Annotated in this window: 16 protein-coding genes; 7 read left to right on the top strand and 9 right to left on the bottom strand. The window is 71.3% G+C overall.

Annotation, left to right across the window (positions count from 1 at the left end; genetic code table 11):
* The first annotated feature begins 2 nt into the window (after window positions 1–2).
* The 3 genes from ACIBF7_RS11830 (at window position 3) to meaB (ending at window position 4938) form a co-directional block, all read left to right on the top strand.
* A complete protein-coding gene (locus tag ACIBF7_RS11830) occupies window positions 3–1736 on the top strand; it encodes a methylmalonyl-CoA mutase family protein (RefSeq protein WP_271276489.1) in 1734 nt (577 codons plus the stop codon).
* On the top strand, window positions 1733–3871 hold the full coding sequence (scpA, locus tag ACIBF7_RS11825) for a methylmalonyl-CoA mutase (protein ID WP_148032521.1): 2139 nt from the start codon (window positions 1733–1735) through the stop codon (window positions 3869–3871). The genes ACIBF7_RS11830 and scpA overlap by 4 nt, the downstream gene beginning before the upstream one ends.
* Window positions 3872–3978: 107 nt before the next feature.
* Window positions 3979–4938, top strand: coding sequence for a methylmalonyl Co-A mutase-associated GTPase MeaB (gene meaB, locus ACIBF7_RS11820; RefSeq protein WP_148032520.1), 960 nt, complete (start codon window positions 3979–3981; stop codon window positions 4936–4938).
* Between the two features lies 1 nt (window position 4939).
* Here meaB and ACIBF7_RS11815 read toward each other — a convergent pair whose 3' ends face one another.
* Both ACIBF7_RS11815 and ACIBF7_RS11810 read right to left on the bottom strand, forming a co-directional pair.
* Window positions 4940–6712 carry a long-chain fatty acid--CoA ligase gene (locus ACIBF7_RS11815; RefSeq protein WP_148032519.1) on the bottom strand — a complete coding sequence of 591 codons (1773 nt, stop codon included), beginning with the start codon at window positions 6710–6712 and terminating at the stop codon, window positions 4940–4942.
* A 33-nt stretch (window positions 6713–6745) separates the two neighbouring features.
* Window positions 6746–6934: a hypothetical protein gene (locus tag ACIBF7_RS11810; protein ID WP_148032518.1), complete on the bottom strand. Its 189-nt coding sequence runs from the start codon at window positions 6932–6934 to the stop codon at window positions 6746–6748.
* A gap of 25 nt (window positions 6935–6959) precedes the next feature.
* Between ACIBF7_RS11810 and ACIBF7_RS11805 the strand changes: the two genes are divergently transcribed.
* A complete protein-coding gene (locus ACIBF7_RS11805; protein WP_397197061.1) occupies window positions 6960–7490 on the top strand; it encodes a CGNR zinc finger domain-containing protein in 531 nt (176 codons plus the stop codon).
* A gap of 38 nt (window positions 7491–7528) precedes the next feature.
* Window positions 7529–8506, top strand: a complete 978-nt coding sequence (locus ACIBF7_RS11800; protein ID WP_397197060.1) for a hypothetical protein — start codon at window positions 7529–7531, stop codon at window positions 8504–8506.
* Between the two features lie 45 nt (window positions 8507–8551).
* On the opposite strand, the gene ACIBF7_RS11795 is transcribed toward ACIBF7_RS11800, so the two are convergent.
* Both ACIBF7_RS11795 and ACIBF7_RS11790 read right to left on the bottom strand, forming a co-directional pair.
* Complete coding sequence (locus tag ACIBF7_RS11795; RefSeq protein WP_148032515.1) at window positions 8552–8815, bottom strand: zf-TFIIB domain-containing protein; 264 nt, start codon at window positions 8813–8815, stop codon at window positions 8552–8554.
* Between the two features lie 56 nt (window positions 8816–8871).
* A complete protein-coding gene (locus ACIBF7_RS11790; RefSeq protein WP_148032514.1) occupies window positions 8872–9723 on the bottom strand; it encodes a phosphotransferase family protein in 852 nt (283 codons plus the stop codon).
* A gap of 431 nt (window positions 9724–10154) precedes the next feature.
* Between ACIBF7_RS11790 and ACIBF7_RS11785 the strand changes: the two genes are divergently transcribed.
* Complete coding sequence (locus tag ACIBF7_RS11785; protein WP_397197059.1) at window positions 10155–10298, top strand: hypothetical protein; 144 nt, start codon at window positions 10155–10157, stop codon at window positions 10296–10298.
* A gap of 172 nt (window positions 10299–10470) precedes the next feature.
* On the opposite strand, the gene ACIBF7_RS11780 is transcribed toward ACIBF7_RS11785, so the two are convergent.
* The gene (locus tag ACIBF7_RS11780) at window positions 10471–11034 is read right to left on the bottom strand and encodes a hypothetical protein (protein WP_397197058.1); all 564 of its coding nucleotides are present in this window, start codon (window positions 11032–11034) and stop codon (window positions 10471–10473) included.
* A 634-nt stretch (window positions 11035–11668) separates the two neighbouring features.
* Here ACIBF7_RS11780 and ACIBF7_RS11775 point away from each other — a divergent pair.
* The gene (locus ACIBF7_RS11775) at window positions 11669–12562 is read left to right on the top strand and encodes a TIGR03619 family F420-dependent LLM class oxidoreductase (RefSeq protein WP_397197057.1); all 894 of its coding nucleotides are present in this window, start codon (window positions 11669–11671) and stop codon (window positions 12560–12562) included.
* A gap of 45 nt (window positions 12563–12607) precedes the next feature.
* Here the strand turns inward: ACIBF7_RS11775 and ACIBF7_RS11770 are convergent, their stop codons facing one another.
* From ACIBF7_RS11770 to ACIBF7_RS11755, 4 genes are all read right to left on the bottom strand, one after another.
* Window positions 12608–13273, bottom strand: coding sequence for a response regulator transcription factor (locus ACIBF7_RS11770; protein WP_364227453.1), 666 nt, complete (start codon window positions 13271–13273; stop codon window positions 12608–12610).
* The gene (locus ACIBF7_RS11765) at window positions 13270–14418 is read right to left on the bottom strand and encodes a sensor histidine kinase (protein ID WP_397197056.1); all 1149 of its coding nucleotides are present in this window, start codon (window positions 14416–14418) and stop codon (window positions 13270–13272) included. The genes ACIBF7_RS11770 and ACIBF7_RS11765 overlap by 4 nt, the downstream gene beginning before the upstream one ends.
* Before the next feature lie 181 nt (window positions 14419–14599).
* Complete coding sequence (locus ACIBF7_RS11760) at window positions 14600–15025, bottom strand: hypothetical protein (protein WP_397197055.1); 426 nt, start codon at window positions 15023–15025, stop codon at window positions 14600–14602.
* Between the two features lie 399 nt (window positions 15026–15424).
* Window positions 15425–16645 carry a serine hydrolase domain-containing protein gene (locus ACIBF7_RS11755; RefSeq protein ID WP_364227462.1) on the bottom strand — a complete coding sequence of 407 codons (1221 nt, stop codon included), beginning with the start codon at window positions 16643–16645 and terminating at the stop codon, window positions 15425–15427.
* Window positions 16646–16648 lie beyond the last annotated feature (3 nt).

Genomic DNA, 16648 nt, shown 5'->3' with positions numbered 1-16648 from the left:
CCATGGATCTGGCTGCGGGGTTTCCTTCCACCTCGCGCGACGACTGGCGGGCGTTGGCCATAGCGGTGCTGCGCAAGTCCGGCGTCGACGCGGAGACGCCCGAAGAGGCGCTGTCCCACTCCACCTATGACGGGCTGGCTGTCGCACCGCTGTACGACGCCGCCGACCTGCCCGCGTCCGCGCCGTTCGAGCGCGGCTCGCGACCTGCCGGCGGCTGGGACGTCAGGCAGCGGCACGCGCTGCCCGACCCCGAGGCGGTGATGGCCGACCTGGAGAACGGGGTGACCTCGCTCTGGCTCGTCGTCGGCGACGGCGCGATCCCGGTGGCCGAGCTGCCCCGGGTGCTGAAGGGCGTCTTCCTCGACCTCGCGCCGGTCGTCCTGGAAGCGGGCGAGCTGACGGCCGAGGCCGCCGAGGCCCTGCTCACCCTGGCCGGTGACACCCCGCTCCAGGGCAACCTGGGCGCCTCGCCGCTGAGCCCCGAGGCCGCGGAGCTGGCGGCCCGATGCGCCGCCGGGCATCCCGGGCTGCGGGCCGTCACGGTCGACGCCACCCCCTACCACGACGCGGGCGGCGGCGACGCCGAGGAGCTCGGCTGCTCGCTCGCGCTCGCCGTGGCCGGCCTGCGCGCGCTCACCGCCGCCGGGCTCACCGTCCAGCAGGCGTGCGACCAGCTCGAGTTCCGATACGCCGCCACCGACGACCAGTTCGCCACCATCGCCAAGCTGCGGGCGGCCAGGCGGCTGTGGGACCGGGTCACCGAGGTGACCGGCGCCTCCGGGCCGCAGCGCCAGCACGCGGTGACCAGCTCGGCCATGATGACCGGCCGCGACCCCTGGGTGAACATGCTGCGCGTCACCGTCGCCTGCTTCGCGGCCGGGGTCGGCGGCGCCGACGCGGTGACCGTGCAGCCGTTCGACGCGGTGGTCCGGCCGCCGGACGCGTTCTCCCGCCGGATCGCCCGCAACACGCAGTCGCTGCTGCTGGAGGAGGCCGGCGTCGGGCGCGTGGTCGACCCGTCGGGCGGCTCCTGGTACGTCGAGCGCCGCACCGAGGAGCTCGCCGGGCAGGCCTGGGCCTGGTTCCAGGAGATCGAGGCGGCCGGTGGCATCGAGGCCGCCGCCGAGCTGGTCGCCGGCCGCGTCGCCGCCACCCGGGAGCGCCGCGCCGCCGACCTCGCGCACCGCCGCCTCCCGCTCACCGGCGTCAGCGAGTTCCCCGATCTGGAGGAGAAGCCTCTCAACGGAGCCTCCTCCTCTGGACCGTTCCTGGCGTCCCACTCGCCCGCCGCCCTCGCCGCCGGGCTGCCGAAGATCCGGTACGCGCAGGAGTTCGAGGAGCTGCGTGACCTGGCCGACGCGCAGGCCGAGCGGCCCAAGGTGTTCCTGGCCACGATCGGGCCGGTCGCCGTGCACACGCCGCGGGCCGCGTTCGCCGCCAACCTCTTCCGGGCCGGCGGGCTCGACACCGAGACCGCGGGCCCCGGCGCCGATCCCGAGCAGATCGCCACCGCCTTCGCCGTCAGCGGGGCCACCGTGGCCTGCCTGTGCTCCAGCGACAAGCTCTACGGCCAGCACGCCGAGGCGGTCGCCGCCGCGTTGAGACGGGCCGGCGCGCGCACGGTCTGGCTGGCGGGGAAGGGTGACTATGACGGCGTCGACGGCTATGTCCACGCCGGCTGCGACGCGCTCGGCGTCCTGCGCACGACCTTCCGCGACCTGGAGGTGACCCGATGATCCCCGACTTCTCGACCGTCCCGCTCACGGCCCGCTCGTCCGGGGGCGACGGCCCGGGGCCTGACGCCCCCGCCTGGGAGACGCCGGAAGGGATCGCGGTCAAGCCGCTCTACACCGGCCGCGACCTCGACGGGCTCGACTTCCTGGGCACCTACCCGGGGGCCGCGCCCTACCTGCGCGGGCCGTACCCGACCATGTACGTCAACCAGCCGTGGACCATCCGCCAGTACGCGGGCTTCTCCACGGCCGCCGACTCCAACGCCTTCTACCGCCGCAACCTGGCCGCCGGGCAGAAGGGCCTGTCGGTGGCCTTCGACCTGGCCACCCACCGGGGCTACGACTCCGACCACCCGCGCGTGGCCGGCGACGTCGGCATGGCGGGGGTGGCGATCGACTCGATCTACGACATGCGCCAGCTCTTCGACGGCATCCCGCTGGACCGCATGTCGGTGTCCATGACCATGAACGGGGCCGTGCTGCCCATCCTGGCGCTCTACATCGTGGCGGCCGAGGAGCAGGGGGTGACGCCGGAGCAGCTGGCCGGCACCATCCAGAACGACATTCTCAAGGAGTTCATGGTACGGAACACGTACATCTATCCGCCTGCGCCGTCGATGCGGATAATTTCGGATATTTTCGCGTACACCAGCGAAAAGATGCCGAAATTCAACTCCATCAGCATTTCCGGCTACCACATCCAGGAAGCCGGGGCCACCTGCGACCTGGAGCTCGCCTACACCCTGGCCGACGGGGTCGAGTACCTGCGGGCCGGGATCGCCGCCGGGATGGACGTCGACCGGTTCGCGCCGCGCCTGTCGTTCTTCTGGTGCATCGGCATGAACTTCTTCATGGAGGTCGCCAAGCTGCGGGCCGCCCGGCTGCTCTGGGCCAAGCTGGTCGACGGGTTCGGCGCGAAGAACCCCAAGTCGCTGAGCCTGCGCACGCACTCGCAGACGTCGGGCTGGTCGCTGACCGCGCAGGACGTGTTCAACAACGTCGCGCGCACCTGCGTCGAGGCCATGGCCGCCACCCAGGGCCACACCCAGTCGCTGCACACCAACGCGCTGGACGAGGCGCTCGCGCTGCCCACCGACTTCTCCGCCAGGATCGCCCGCAACACCCAGATCCTGCTCCAGCAGGAGTCGGGCACCACGCAGGTGATCGACCCGTGGGGCGGCTCCTACTATGTCGAGCGGCTCACCCACGACCTGGCCGAGCGCGCCTGGGAGCACATCCAGGAGGTGGAGGCGGCGGGCGGCATGGCCAAGGCCATCGAGGCGGGGCTGCCCAAGCTCCGCATCGAGGAGGCCGCGGCCCGCACCCAGGCCCGCATCGACTCCGGCCGCCAGCCCGTCATCGGTGTCAACAAGTACCGTCCGGACGCCGACGAGCCCATCGAGGTGCTCAAGGTCGACAACAGCGCGGTCCGCGCCCAGCAGCTGGAGAAGCTGCGCGCGCTGCGGGCCGAGCGGGACGAGGCCGCGGTCGGCCGGGCGCTCGACGCGCTCACCCACGCCGCCGCCAACCCCGGCCCCGACGCCAACCTGCTCAAGCTGTCGGTGGACGCCGCCCGCGCGAAGGCCACCGTGGGCGAGATCTCCTCCGCGCTGGAGAAGGTGTTCGGCCGGCATGCCGAGCAGGTCCGTACCATCTCAGGTGTGTACCGCGACGAGGCGGGCCCGGCCGCCGACATCGAGCGCGCCCGCGAGGCGTGCGCCGAGTTCGAGCGCGCCGAGGGCCGCAGGCCGCGCATCCTGGTCGCCAAGATGGGCCAGGACGGCCACGACCGGGGCCAGAAGGTGATCGCCACCGCCTTCGCCGACCTGGGCTTCGACGTCGACGTCGGCCCGCTGTTCCAGACGCCGGAGGAGGTGGCCAGGCAGGCGGTCGAGGCCGACGTGCACGTCGTCGGCGTCTCCACGCTCGCCGCCGGGCACCTCACCCTGGTGCCCGCGCTGAAGAAGGCGCTCGCCGACCTCGGCGCCGAGGACGTCATGATCGTGGCGGGCGGGGTCATCCCGCCGGGCGACTTCGACGAGCTGCGCGCCGCCGGGGCCGCCGCGATCTTCCCGCCGGGCACCGTGATCGCCACCGCCGCACTGGAACTGCTGGAGGATCTGCGCGGGCGGGCGTAGCGCTTTCCGCGTGACACCGCCCCGGCATCCGAAGTGCCGGGGCGGTGTCATTGCGGCGTGGGCGAAGATGTCAGGCTGTAGCCGGATCTGCGAGGAAGGGGCGTGGCGTGCGCTCGCTGGAGGACTACGTTCGGGGCGTCAAGGCGGGGGCGCGGGCCTGGGTCGCCCGTGCCATCACGCTCGTGGAGTCCACCAGGCCCGACCACCGGGCGATGGCCCAGGAGCTGCTGGTCGAGCTGACCCCGCTCACCGGTAAGGCGCGGCGGGTGGGCATCTCGGGAGTGCCCGGGGTGGGCAAGTCGACGTTCATCGACGGGTTCGGCACCATGCTCACCGGGGAGGGCCACCAGGTCGCGGTGCTGGCCGTCGACCCGTCCTCCACCAGGACCGGCGGCAGCATCCTCGGCGACAAGACCCGGATGTCGAGGCTGGCCGTCGACCCGGCCGCGTTCATCAGGCCCTCGCCCACGTCCGGCACCCTCGGCGGCGTGGCCAAGGCCACCAGGGAGGCGATCGTCGTGGTGGAGGCGGCCGGGTTCGACGTGGTGCTGGTCGAGACCGTCGGCGTCGGCCAGTCGGAGACCGCGGTCGCGGACATGGTCGACACGTTCCTGCTGCTCACGCTCGCCCGTACCGGAGACCAGCTGCAGGGCATCAAGAAGGGCGTGCTGGAGCTGGCGGACGTGATCGCGGTGAACAAGGCCGACGGCGAGCACGCGCTCGCGGCGCGCAAGGCCGCGCGCGAGCTGGCCGGGGCGCTGCGCATGCTGCGCTCCGACAGCGCGCCGCCGCCCGTGCTCACCTGCAGCGGCCTGACCGGCGACGGGCTGGAGGAGCTGTGGCGCCAGGTCCTGGCCCATCAGGAGGGCCTGGACCTGGCGGACAAGCGCCGCCGCCAGCAGGTGCGGTGGACCTGGACGATGGTGCACGACCGGCTGCTGGCCGAGCTGCGCGACGACCCGCGGGTGTCGGAGATCCGCGACGGGATCGAGCGCGAGGTGCTCGCCGGCACCCTGACCCCGTCGCTCGCCGCCGACCGCCTGCTGGCCGCCTTCAAGCGCTCCTGAGCTACGCCTGGCCGTCGTAGAAGGAGTCGAGGGTCTCGCCGTAGCGCTCCTCGACCGCCTTGCGCTTGACCTTCAGGCTGGGCGTCAGCTCGCCGGTCTCGACCGCGAAGTCCTGCGAGAGGATCGAGAACTTCTTGATCGTCGCGTAGCTGGCCTGGTCGGCGTTCACCTGGTCGACCGCCTTCTGGACCTCCTCGCGCATCCGGGGGTGCGCGCGCAGCTCCTCCGGGTCGGTCGGCAGGCCCTGGGCCTCGGCCCACGGCCTGGTCACGTCCATGTCGAGGGTCATCAGCGCGGTGCAGAAGTTGCGGCGGTCGCCGTGCACGAACACGTGCGAAAGGTACGGGCACGCGGCCTTGATGCGGCCTTCCAGGTGGGTCGGCGCGACGTACTTGCCGCCGGAGGTCTTGATCAGCTCCTTCTTGCGGTCGGTGATGGTCAGTCGGCCCTGGTCGTCGAGCTCGCCGATGTCGCCGGTGTGGAGCCAGCCGTCTTCGAGCGCCTCGGCGGTCTCCTCCGGCAGGCCGTGGTAGCCGCGCATGATGCCGCGCCCGCCGATGAGGATCTCCCCGTCGTCGGCGATGCGCACCTCCGTGCCGGGCAGGGGCTGGCCCACCGAGCCGAACTTCACGTTCGCCGGGCGGTTGAGGAAGCTGCCCGCCGAGGACTCGGTCAGCCCGTAGCCTTCGAGGATCGTCAGCCCGGCCGCGTCGAAGAACTCGGCGATGTCCTGCGAGAGCGGCGCCGCCCCGGAGATGAAGTAGCGGATCCGGCCGCCGAAGCGGGCGCGCAGCTTGCTGAACACCAGCCGGTCGGCGATCGCGTACTCGATCTTGGTCGTCAGCGGGATCGGGGCGCCGTGCTGGCGCGCCCGGACCACCCGGACGCCGGTCTTGCGCGCCCAGTTGAAGATCTTCAGCTTGGCGCCGCCCTCGCGCTGCTGGGTGGCCGCCACGGTGTTGTGGATCTTCTCGAAGATGCGCGGGGCGGCGGCCATGAACGACGGCTGCAGCGCGCCCAGGTTGTCGGCGATGCGGTCGAGCCGCCCGTCGATCGCGGTCGGCGTGCCGATGTCGATCATCACCACCTCCAGCAGCTTGCCGAACGAGTGGGACAGCGGCAGCCACAGGAAGTGGAGGTCGTCGGAGGTGATCAGGTTGAGCTCGCGGACCGCGCTCGCCGCGTACAGCCAGTTGTCGTGGGTGAGCTCCACGCCCTTGGGGCGGCCCGTGGTGCCGGAGGTGTAGATGAGCGTGGCCAGGTCGGCCTCGCCGATGGCGTCGACCATGGCGTCGTAGTCGGCCTCGGCCGCGGCCTTGCCCGGCACGTCGTCGAGCTTGATCACCCAGCCGTCGTCGCTCGCGGTGCCGTCGATCACGATCACCTGCGTGACGTCAGGCAGCTCCTTCTGCACCGAGCGCAGCTTGGCCACCTGGTCGTCGTTCTCCGCGATCACGATCGAGGTGCCGGAGTCGTTGACGACGAAGGCGCACTCGGCCGCGGTGTTGGACGGGTAGATCGTGGTCGTCGCCGCGCCGGTCGACAGCACCGCCAGGTCGCACAGGATCCACTCCAGGCGGGTGGAGCACAGGATGGAGACCCGGCGGTCAGGGCCCGCGCCGAGGGCGGCCAGGCCGAGCGCCAGCTCCCGGACCCGCTCCCCGGTGGCGCGCCAGGACAGCGACGTCCATCCGTCGCCTGACGGCGTCCGGTACGCCTCGGCTTCGGGGGTGGCCGCGATCCGGTCGCGGAGAAGAGAGGGGATGCTGGACATGCCTGACCTCCTGTGGGGGTGTTGCAGCAGACTCTAGGACGAGTGCGCGCCTCCAGTCGACGGGCTGCGCCCCCGGCCCCCCGAGGTCCTGCCCACGAGGCACGACGTGCGTACCTCCCAGGCGCCGCAGGCGCACCGCAGATACGACACCACGCCGTCGGAGGTGGCGTGGGTGGAGACGAGGGTCAGGGCGAGCGGGTCATGGAGGTGTCTGGAGTCCATGCCCCCAAGGTGATGTAATGGTCTTGTGCATTTCAACACTTACGGGGGCAACGGGGCCGCGCTCTCGGCGGCCCTGGTCAACGCCACCGACTTCCGGCCGGAGCCGCTCGCCGGGCTGCTGACCGAGCACGAGATGCTGCGCACCGCGATGACGCCCGCCCAGGCGGGGGAGATGGAGGCCTGGGCTCTCCGTCTCGACCCGGTCTTCGGCGAGCCCGAGGTCGCCAAGCAGATCACCCTGGTCAACGACCTGCTGGAGATCACCGCTGCCAGGCCGTTCGTGAGCACCCACGACGGACTGACGCCCCACCTGCACTTCTCCTCGACCGAAGGCGACATCGTGGCCAGGGCCAAGGACACCACCGCCGGCGGCCTGGCGATGGCCATCTGCTTCTCCGACGGGCGCAGGCTCGGCCGCTGCGACCGTGAGGGGTGCCGCACCGTGTACGTGGACACCTCGCGCAACGGGCGCAGGCGCTTCTGCTCGCTCTCCTGCGCCAACCGGGTCAACGTGGCGGCGCACCGTACCCGGCAGAAGGGACTCACGGGAACGTGAATTGACGTCGGGGGATGAAGCGGGCGATAGTGTGGCAGGTGACTGCCCCTCGGATCTTCACCTGCACGCTCGCCCTGGCGGCTCTCACAATCGGAGCGTGCAGCGCCGCGCCCACCGTCACCGGTGGTGAGACCAGCGCGAGCGGCGTGGCGGGCGGCGACGGCGCGGCGGTCGCGGGAGACCCGTCGACCTCGTCCACCCCCGTGCCCACCGCGCTGACCGCCGACGCCTACAAAGGCGAGCTCGACGGTCGGCGCGACGACATGAGCAAGGCCATCAAGTCCCTGGCCGGCGCCCGCTCGCTGAAGTCGCTCGACCAGCGCGTCGTCAAGGCCCAGGAGACCCTCCAGAGCGCCGCCGACGAACTGGCCCGGCTCAGCCCGCCGCCCGAGGTCCAGGCCCAGCACACGGCGTACGTCGAGAGCCTGCGCGAGGTCGCGCTCCAGCTCGGCACGTCGGCGACCAAGGTGGGCAGCAGGGACCTGTGCACCCCGTCCGCCGTCTTCACCGACCTGGACGACCCGCTGACCGCGCTCGGCCGGGCCGGCAAGGCCTTGGAGGACGCCGGCGACTACGAGGCCGACATCGTGTCGGTGAAGGCAGCGGGCAAGAAGAACAGGCGGCTCGGCAACGGCCACTTCCTGCGCAAGGGCGGCTCCGGCGGCCGCAGCTCACTGCAGATCCACAACGGCGGCACCCGCGACGCGGTGATCAGCCTGGTGCGCGGCAAGTCCAAGGTCTACAGCGTGTACGTGCGCAAGAAGGCCAAGTTCAAGATCAACAACGTGGGTGACGGCAACTACCGCATCTACTTCACCCACGGCGTCGACTGGGACGGCAAGAGCCGTTCGTTCACCCGGGAGTGCAGCTTCGAGCGCTTCCAGAAGTCGGTGCGGTTCAAGACCACCTACACCGCCACGCAGATCCGCTGGCACGACTGGCGGATCACCCTGCACGCGATCTCCGGCGGCAACGCCCGCACCGCGAAGGTCGACCCGGACGACTTCCCGGCCTGATCGCGCAAACGGGGCCTCGCGGTCGCGCGGCCCCGTTCTGACGGATCAGCTGGAGAAGAGCATGCCCACCCAGCTGCGCTGGCGGTGATGCTTGCTGTGGCCGTAGTGGCCGCCGGGCCGGGGCGCGCCCCAGGCCGGGCCGCCCGGCGCGGGCGGCGGAGGAGCGGCGTGGTAGGCCGCCTCCATCTGCGTCAGCGTCTCGAGCTCGCCGTAGTCCAGGAAGATCCCACGGCAGTTGTCGCACTGCTCGATGTGGATACCGTTGCGCTCATACGTCCGCATGTTGCCGCGGCACTTCGGGCACTGCATCTACACGCACTCCTTGGCCTCGATGTCCTGGGTGAAACCTATCGCGCGCGTCGCCGTCACGCTCTGACGATTCTGCTGCACGATTCGACCAACGAATGCTCGACCTCGTCCAGTTCCCTGCCTTCCCGGTGGGCATGGCAGACGGCCACGGCCGCGAGTTGCGCCGTCACCGCCCTGGCGGGCAGGTCGAGGCGGCGCCACGGGTCGTCGCCGCCCAGCGCCGGGCCGCCCGCCGCCAGGTAGGCGCCCAGGAAGCGGTCCCAGACCTCCGGCTCCAGCAGGCCCGCCGCGTACCACGCGGCCGGCCTGGCCAGGTCCCACGCCGGGTCGCCCACGCCGAGGTCGTCGGCGTCGATCAGCAGCCACCGGTCGCGGAACACGAGCTGGCCCAGGTGCCAGTCGCCGTGCGCGAGCAGCCCCGGCCCCGGCTCCGGCTCGGGCAGCTCCGCGAACGCGCGCCGGATCAGCCGCTCCACCGGCCCGTCGCCCTCCATCCGCCGCACCGCCCTGGCCGCCCTGCCCGGGCCGCCGGCCGCGGGCAGCCGCGGCAACAGCGTGAGAGGCACCGCGTGCAGCCGGGCCAGCAGCCTGGCGCCCTCCTCCCAGGGAGCGTCATCCGCCTCCTCCCGCCTGATCGGGCGGCCCGCCGGCCACACCGTCACGGCCCGCCCCGACACCGTGAGCACGTCGGGCACCAGCGGCGCCAGCATCACCCCGGCCAGCGCGGCGGACGCGCAGGCGCGTAATCGCGCGCGCAGGCCGGGCACGTCCTCCCGGACGGCGTGCGCCTTCACCACCACCTCGCCGCGCCGCACCACCACCGAGTCCGAGCGCGTCTGGTGACGCACCGGATCGCCGCTGCCCCCGTACGTGCCGGCGACCCCGGCCAGCTCCCCCTCAAGACCCACGCGTACAGAGTATTCGCCGGTGCGGGGGCGAGTGCGATCGGACGCCACCGCCGGATGGGGCCAAACCCCCGGCGGGACCTGCGGTTGCGGCGGCCCGCCCACGTTCGGTGTGTGCCAGTCGAAGCCTGCGGATGCCGCTGGTTGCGGAAGGTGCGTGGAATGACCTTGCGGCTCGTGGCCACGGCTTCCCTGGCGATTGCACCATGACGCGAGCCGCCCACGACAGCACCAACACGGCGCGCAACCATGCGCCGTGCCTGCGGGAGCGCACCCGCACGCTGTCCGTCCGGCAGGCACCCGCCGATCAACAAGCCCCGCAGCCGCACCGTGGATCATCCGGCGGCGAGTCACGGGCGTGTCGGAGCTGGTCGACCTCGCCGGCGCGCCATCCTGTGCGCTTGACGCCGCCGGGGTGCCGCGTGGCAGGCGCCGTGCCTCCGACCAGCGGACGGCCCTGCGTGCTCTGCGCGAAGACCCCGATGTACTGGAACTCCGCGCTGGTGGATCACCTGGACGCGGTGCTCGCCGCGGCAGCGGCCGGCCTAGGTGAGCTGGTGAAGGGGGCGCTCGGGTAGGAGGACGGTGGAGGACGAGCCGCCGAGCTTGACGCTGGCGCGGTGCGCGTGCGGTGATCGGAATCTGTGGTGGGACGCGAAGGCGGGGTTCTTCGTGTGCGGGTCGTGTGGGAATTACGTGAGCGGGGTCGAGGGGTGGGCCTGGTCGCGGACGAGGTGGGGTGACGTGCTGTCAGGTGCAGGGCAGGATGTCTTTCCGGACGTTCGTCGGGTCCCCAAGTATGAGTGGCAGCTCGCCTCCGGCCCATTGAGAAAGGCTGATCGGCTTGTTCCCATCACTCAGATCCCAGACGCCCACCGAGCTCTTCAGATCCCGGACGTCCACCGAGCGCCCTTCCGCCACGGCCAATCTGACCTTTTGTCCGGGGTCGTACGAGTTGCTTCTTGAAGGGCCGGGGCTAAAGGGAATGGGGACGATGACTGATGCCTCGCTGCAAGCATCGATCATGACCGAGTAGATGTACGTCCCCTCAGCCAGGTCTGATGATGTGGCCCTAACCCACAGCTGGGCTCGGCGAGGGTTGGCGTTGCGGATGTTGTAGTGAGCTCCCCCGACAGATGGGCCGCCCGAAACATCGAAGTTTCGGATGAACGCCGTTCTCGCGTTGGCTTCTTCCTCGGCCTTGGCTCTCTCCTTCTCGCGCTTGTCCTCAGCGCGTTGCGCGAGTGCGTCGGTCCGCTGTTGTTCGCTGATCTCTAAGGCGTTCATGGAGATGAGGAGCGCGGGGATGGACATGAGGCCAGCTAGGACGGTGGCGACGGCGGCCCATGCTTGGACGTTCCAGCGGACGTCTCGGACACGCCGCCGCGGACGCGGCCGGGGGCGAGCGGCGAGTCGTGTGGTGGTTCGCGCGAAGGGGCGTGGTGCGGTGCGCAGGATTGGTGTTCGCCGTGGCGGCTTCCGTCCCATACCCCATTGTGTTGCTGGGGGCATCTGATCGCGTGGCGTAGCGGGAGGAGGTGGTGATCAGTGATGAAGGTCAGCGGCTGGTGCACATGTCGCCTGGCCCGTCCGTGCTGCGCCGGGTGGTGGAACGCTGACCCGCTTGATCGCGATTACGTGACATGGGGACGGAAGCGTTCTTGCCACGGCCGCGCAGATTCTGCCGACGATCCTGATCGCGTTGCTGCTGGAGTCTTGGTTCGTCATGCAGTTCATGCGTGGCCTCGTGGCGGAGGCCCGGAACGAGGGTGACGTCCAAGGGACTAGCCTGCGGCTTTCACGGCGAAGGTCACGTCCGTGGACGTGACCCAGGACGCCGCTACGGAGTATGCGCGCAATGGCCGCACCGGTGGACCGTGAGTGTCGATCCTCCTCCCAGGTCATGAGCCCCTCTGGGGGAGGAGTGCGGGTCGGTCAGACTAGGGGCATGAGAATCGGATTCGCCGTGCCCCAGTCAGGGGCGTGGGCCACGCCGCAGGCCATGCGCACGATCGCCACCCGGGCGGAGCGGCTCGGATACCACGAGCTGTGGACCTTCCAGCGGATGCTCTACCCGGTGGGGCACGAGATGGGGCCCACCTATCGCAGCGTGCACGACCCGCTGATCACGCTGTCCTACCTGGCCGGCGTGACCGAGCGGATCCGGCTCGGGGTGGCGGTGGTGAACGCGTTCGTGCAGCCGGTGCCGCTGGCCAAGCAACTCGCCACCCTGCAGACCCTCTCGGGCGGCAGGCTGACGGCCGGGCTGGGGCTCGGGTGGGTGGAGGAGGAGTTCGAGGCGGCCGGGGTCGGCTTCGCGCGGCGCGGGCGCAGGGGCGAGGAGTTCGTCGAGGTGCTGCGCAAGATGTGGGGCGACGAGGTGGTGGAGCACCGGGGCGAGTTCTACCGGATCTCGCCGTCGTACGCCGACCCTAAGCCGTCCCCGGCGCCGCCGATCCTGCTGGGCGGCACGGCCGAGGTGGCGCTGCGCAGGGCGGGGCGGCTGGCCGACGGGTGGGTGAGCTCCAGTCGCGAGGACCTGTCGGGCATCGCCGGGCGCATCGCCCTGGTGAAGGCGGCGGCCTCGGAGGCGGGGCGGGACGCCGGGTCGCTGCGGTTCGTCTGCCGGGGCGTCACCCGGGTGCGGCCCGAGCCGGGGGAGCGGCGGCGGCTGACGGGCACCGTGGAGGAGATCAGGAGCGATGTCGCGTGGCTGGCGGAGCAGGGCGTGACCGACCTCTTCCACGACCTCAACTTCGACCCGCACGTCGTCACCGCCTCCCCTGACGAGGCACTGCGCCACGCCGAGGACCTCCTGGAGGCCCTCGCCCCGTCCGCCTAGCCTTCCCGAACATGCCCACTTCGTATTCTGTGTCGCACGGCGATGTCAGGCGCCGGGCCGTATCAGGCCGCTCTCGTAGGCCAGGATGACCAACTGGACCCTGTCGCGCACGTTCAGCTTGGCGATGGCCCTGGTGATGTGAGTCTTGGCAGTGAGCGGACTGATGACGAGGCGCTCGGCGATCTCTTTGTTGGAGAGTCCGAGCGCCACGAGCTTGACCGTCTCCAGTTCCCGGGAGGTGAGGGCGGCCAGCCGCTGCCCCGCACCGGGCATGAGGTCCTGCCGGTGGGCGAACTGCTCGATGACGCGCCGCGTCACGCCTGGAGACAGGAGCGCGTCTCCGCCGGCGACGGCGGCGACCGCCCGGCGAAGTTCGGCGGGTTCGACCTCTTTGGTGAGGAAGCCGCTGGCTCCGGCGCGTAGGGCGGCGAAGACGTGTTCGTCGGTGTCGAACGTGGTGAGGATGATGACGCGACAGCCCAGAGTGGCCGGGTCGGTGACGATGCGCCGGGTGGCGGTGATCCCATCGGTGCCCGGCATGCGGATGTCCATGAGGATCACGTCGGGGTGGGTGCTCGCGGCCAGCCGTACGGCTTCGTCGCCGTCCAGGGCTTCGCCGACGACCGTGATGTCCCGGGAGCGGGCCAGCAGGCTGCGGAAGCCGGCCCGTACGAGTGCCTGGTCGTCGGCGATGAGCACCTTGATCGTCATGCCGTCGAGCCTGCCACAGGGATGTCGGCCCGCACGGCGAAGCCGCCGCCGGGGACAGGTCCTGCGGTGAGTGCGCCCCCGAGTGCGCTCACCCGCTCGCGCATGCCGGCCAGGCCATGGCCTTCAGTGACATCGGTGCCGCCCGGGACGCTGCGGCCGTTGTCGGCGATCTCGACGATGATCGAGCGAGGCTGGTAGCCGATCGTCACCTTGGCTTCGCTCGCCCCGGCGTGCTTGAGCGTGTTGGCGAGGGACTCCTGTACGACACGGTGAACGGCGATGGCGGTAATGGCGGGGACGGCCGCGCGGTCGCCGTGCTCGTCGAGGGTCACCTCGAGTCCGGCGGTGCGGGCGTCGGCGATGAGGGTGTCCAAGGAGGCCAGATCCGCCTGGGGCGCGGTGTCGCCGGGATTGTCACGCAAGATCGTGATGAGGGAGCGGAGGTCGGTCATCGCCCGGTTCCTGACATCCTTTGCCAGGCGTAGCGCGGCGGCGGCCGCTGCCGGGTCCTCCTCCAGCGCGTCGGCGGCGACATTGAGCTGCACGCCGACGACGGCCAGCGTGTGGGCGATGACGTCGTGAACCTCGTGCGAGACGCGCAGCCGTTCCTCGGCGGCGTGCGCACGGCTGTCGGTTTCGCGCAGCCGCTCGCGCCAGCGCATCGCGGCGGCGTAGGTGAGGCCCGCGGCGATGAGGATCGCCAGGAGCAGTCCTTCCCCCGCGACGTGGAGCACGTAGTGGGTCGGGTTGCGGTCCAGGACCGAGCGGAATTCGACCGCGGAGTAGACCAGTTGGGCCAGGCCGATGGCGGCCACCCAGCGCACGCGCGGTGTGGTGGCGGCGGTGAAGTAGGCGACCGCGGCCGGCCAGATCCAACCGGCGGGAGACCAATGTCCGGTGAGGTGATAGACGAAGATCCCGCTGATCGACAGCAGCAGCACGGTCATCGGCCAGCGGTGTCTGACCAGCAGGAGTGCTCCGAGAAGCAACCCGAGGGGGATCGGGCCCTGCCAGGGGTTATGCACCCCGGTGGCGAGGGCTACGGCGACGAAGAAGACCAAGGTGAGGGCAGCGAGCGTGATATCGGTGATCCGGGCAAGGTGCCGGACAGGAGCGGGTTCGCGCCGTGGGGGCGGCTCGGCCATGCGGAGGCTCTTTCTCGAGGGGCGACAGGTGTAACGCGGGGCCGGGGCGTACCGGACGGCGTCGCCCAGGTGGTGACATGGGCGACGCCGTCGTGGTGTTCGGCTTCCGTAGTTGCGTGGACCGGCGGGCTCAAGGACTGGGGAAGTTCTGGATCCCCAGCCTGGGCCGGGCAGGTTCGGATCAGACGTGGGTGACCAAGAGGGTCACGCCTGCCTCGCCGCCACAGTCGACGAACACGGGGCCGACGCCGTTACCGATCTTGGGGTTGAGGGTCGCCTTGGCCACGAATCCCTTCGGGTCATCCTTGACGACGCGGATGTTCTGCAACACCGGGTGCTTCCTGTCGAGCCCGGCGAGCACGGCCTTGAGCCCCTTGCCGCCGCCGCAGTGGCCGGTGATCGTCACCTCCTGGCTGCGCTTGGTGGTGGGGTTGGGGCTGACCTGAACCACCGCCCTGGCGCCCTTCGGCGGCTTCGGCGCGGCCATCGCGGCGGTGGCAGCCTCGCCGGCCGTGCCGGCCTGGGCACCAGCCGGCGCGCCGGCCAGTCCCAGCAAACCGGCTGTCAAGCCCAGCCCGGCGACCGCAGTCAGCACTCTCTTGCTCATGGCGATTCCTCCTGTTCTCATCCGGCTATCTCGAGGAGAAACGCTAGGCCGGGCCGCAGCGGGAGCGCGTCGTCCGTTGATCGTCACTTGACCTTGCACCGTTCGCTGTACGCATTACCCCGAAGGGAGTAGGCATCAGGCCTCGACCGGGCGGTAGGCCGGGTCCGACAGAACCTTCGCCGCGTGCGGCGTACGGCGTGGCATGCCCCGGCGACCTGGCCATGCGCAGCAGGTCGGGCCGGCACCCGAAGGCGACCGCTGTCATAGTCGCGGTCGCGACCGTCGTGCGCGGTTCGCGGGGGGCGTGGTGTTGGTGAGGGGCGGTTGTCCGCATGGTCGCGACACTCGTACGTGGCTTGCGGGTGGCTGCGTAGCGCGTGCGGGGTTGGTGAGTGGGGTCTAGGAGGACAGGCGCAGGGCTTCGGTCGCGACTGCGGTGCGTAGGTCGCGGATGCCCGGGCGGCCGCGTAGCGGGTGTACGGCGTTCGTCAGGAGGACCGCCGTCAGGCGGTGGGACGGGGAGACGATCAGGGAGGTGCCCGTGAAGCCGGAGTGGCCGAACGCGTCGTCCAGCGGGCCGACGATGCCCGGGTCGCCGATGCGGACGCCGAGCCCGTGCCGGAACGGCGCGCCGGTCACGCCCTGGTCGCGCAGCATCTCGGCCACGGTGTCCGGGCGCAGTGCCGCCCCGCCGCCCAGCCTGAGCGCCTCGCCGAGCGCCAGCACGTCGTCCGCGGTGCCGAAGACGCCGGCGTGTCCCGCCACCCCGCCGAGCGCGTACGAGGTCTCGTCGTGCACCTCACCCCGCACGCAGCCCGGCCCCGGTCGCTCGGGCTTCCACTCGGTGGCGGCGACCCGTGAAAGGTCGGCGGCCCCCTGAGACGGCCCGCCCGTGGGCGCAGGCGGGGTGGGGGAGCCGATCTCGTGGAGCGGCCCACCGCGAGTGCGGGAGCCTTTCTCGTACGGTGGCTCGCCGTGAGTGGGGGAGCCGATCTCGTACGGGGGCCCGCTGTCGGTCGTGGGCTGGGTGGGAGTGCTGGAGACCGGGCGGTAACCCGTGGCCGTCAGGTTCAGGGGGCCGGTCACGCGGGCGCGGACCAGCTGGTCGAGGGGGGTGCCGGAGGCCAGTTCCGCCACCCGGCCCGCCATCACCAGGCCCACGTCCGAGTACAGGTACGGCCCGCCCACCGGAGAGGTCACCGGTGTCGAGACCATGGCCGCCATGCGCGCGGCCGGAGAGGCGTCCGGGAGCTCCAGGTCGATGCGGCGGGTGGGCTGGAACCCCGCCGTGTGCGTCAGCAGGCGGCGCAGGGTGATCCGCGGGTCGCGGCCCGGCAGCCAGGCCGCCACCGGCTCGTCCAGGCCCAGCACGCCCTCCTCGGCCAGCGACAGGACGGCGGCCGTGGTGAACAGCTTGCTGATCGAGGCCAGGTCGAAGACGGCCTCGCGGCTCGCGGGCGGCCTGTACTCGGCGAGCGTGAACGCGGCGTCCCGGTAGCGCACCAGCTCGCCGGCGGCCGAGGCCGCCACGACCGCGCCGTCCACGGCGATCAGCGCGACAGCCGCCGGGCACACCCCCGGCACGGCCTCCGCCAAGATCGCGTCCAGCCGATCGGACATCCT

It is taken from the genome of Nonomuraea sp. NPDC050478 (genome assembly GCF_044458265.1).
GTDB lineage: Bacteria > Actinomycetota > Actinomycetes > Streptosporangiales > Streptosporangiaceae > Nonomuraea > Nonomuraea ferruginea.
The sequence above is the reverse complement of the archived record's forward strand: the minus strand, read 5'-3'. Positions and strand labels throughout refer to the sequence as shown.

Excerpts from the sequence above, each read along its gene's own strand:
- ACIBF7_RS11780 (WP_397197058.1), bottom strand. The coding sequence starts at position 11,034 with ATGTCCATCCCCGCGCTCCTCATCTCCATGAACGCCTTAGAGATCAGC.
- ACIBF7_RS11765 (WP_397197056.1), bottom strand. The coding sequence starts at position 14,418 with ATGGCCGAGCCGCCCCCACGGCGCGAACCCGCTCCTGTCCGGCACCTT.
- ACIBF7_RS11795 (WP_148032515.1), bottom strand. The coding sequence starts at position 8,815 with ATGCAGTGCCCGAAGTGCCGCGGCAACATGCGGACGTATGAGCGCAAC.
- ACIBF7_RS11770 (WP_364227453.1), bottom strand. The coding sequence starts at position 13,273 with ATGACGATCAAGGTGCTCATCGCCGACGACCAGGCACTCGTACGGGCC.
- ACIBF7_RS11830 (WP_271276489.1), top strand. The coding sequence starts at position 3 with ATGGATCTGGCTGCGGGGTTTCCTTCCACCTCGCGCGACGACTGGCGG.
- ACIBF7_RS11815 (WP_148032519.1), bottom strand. The coding sequence starts at position 6,712 with ATGTCCAGCATCCCCTCTCTTCTCCGCGACCGGATCGCGGCCACCCCC.
- ACIBF7_RS11760 (WP_397197055.1), bottom strand. The coding sequence starts at position 15,025 with ATGAGCAAGAGAGTGCTGACTGCGGTCGCCGGGCTGGGCTTGACAGCC.
- scpA (WP_148032521.1), top strand. The coding sequence starts at position 1,733 with ATGATCCCCGACTTCTCGACCGTCCCGCTCACGGCCCGCTCGTCCGGG.
- ACIBF7_RS11775 (WP_397197057.1), top strand. The coding sequence starts at position 11,669 with ATGAGAATCGGATTCGCCGTGCCCCAGTCAGGGGCGTGGGCCACGCCG.
- ACIBF7_RS11755 (WP_364227462.1), bottom strand. The coding sequence starts at position 16,645 with ATGTCCGATCGGCTGGACGCGATCTTGGCGGAGGCCGTGCCGGGGGTG.
- ACIBF7_RS11810 (WP_148032518.1), bottom strand. The coding sequence starts at position 6,934 with ATGGACTCCAGACACCTCCATGACCCGCTCGCCCTGACCCTCGTCTCC.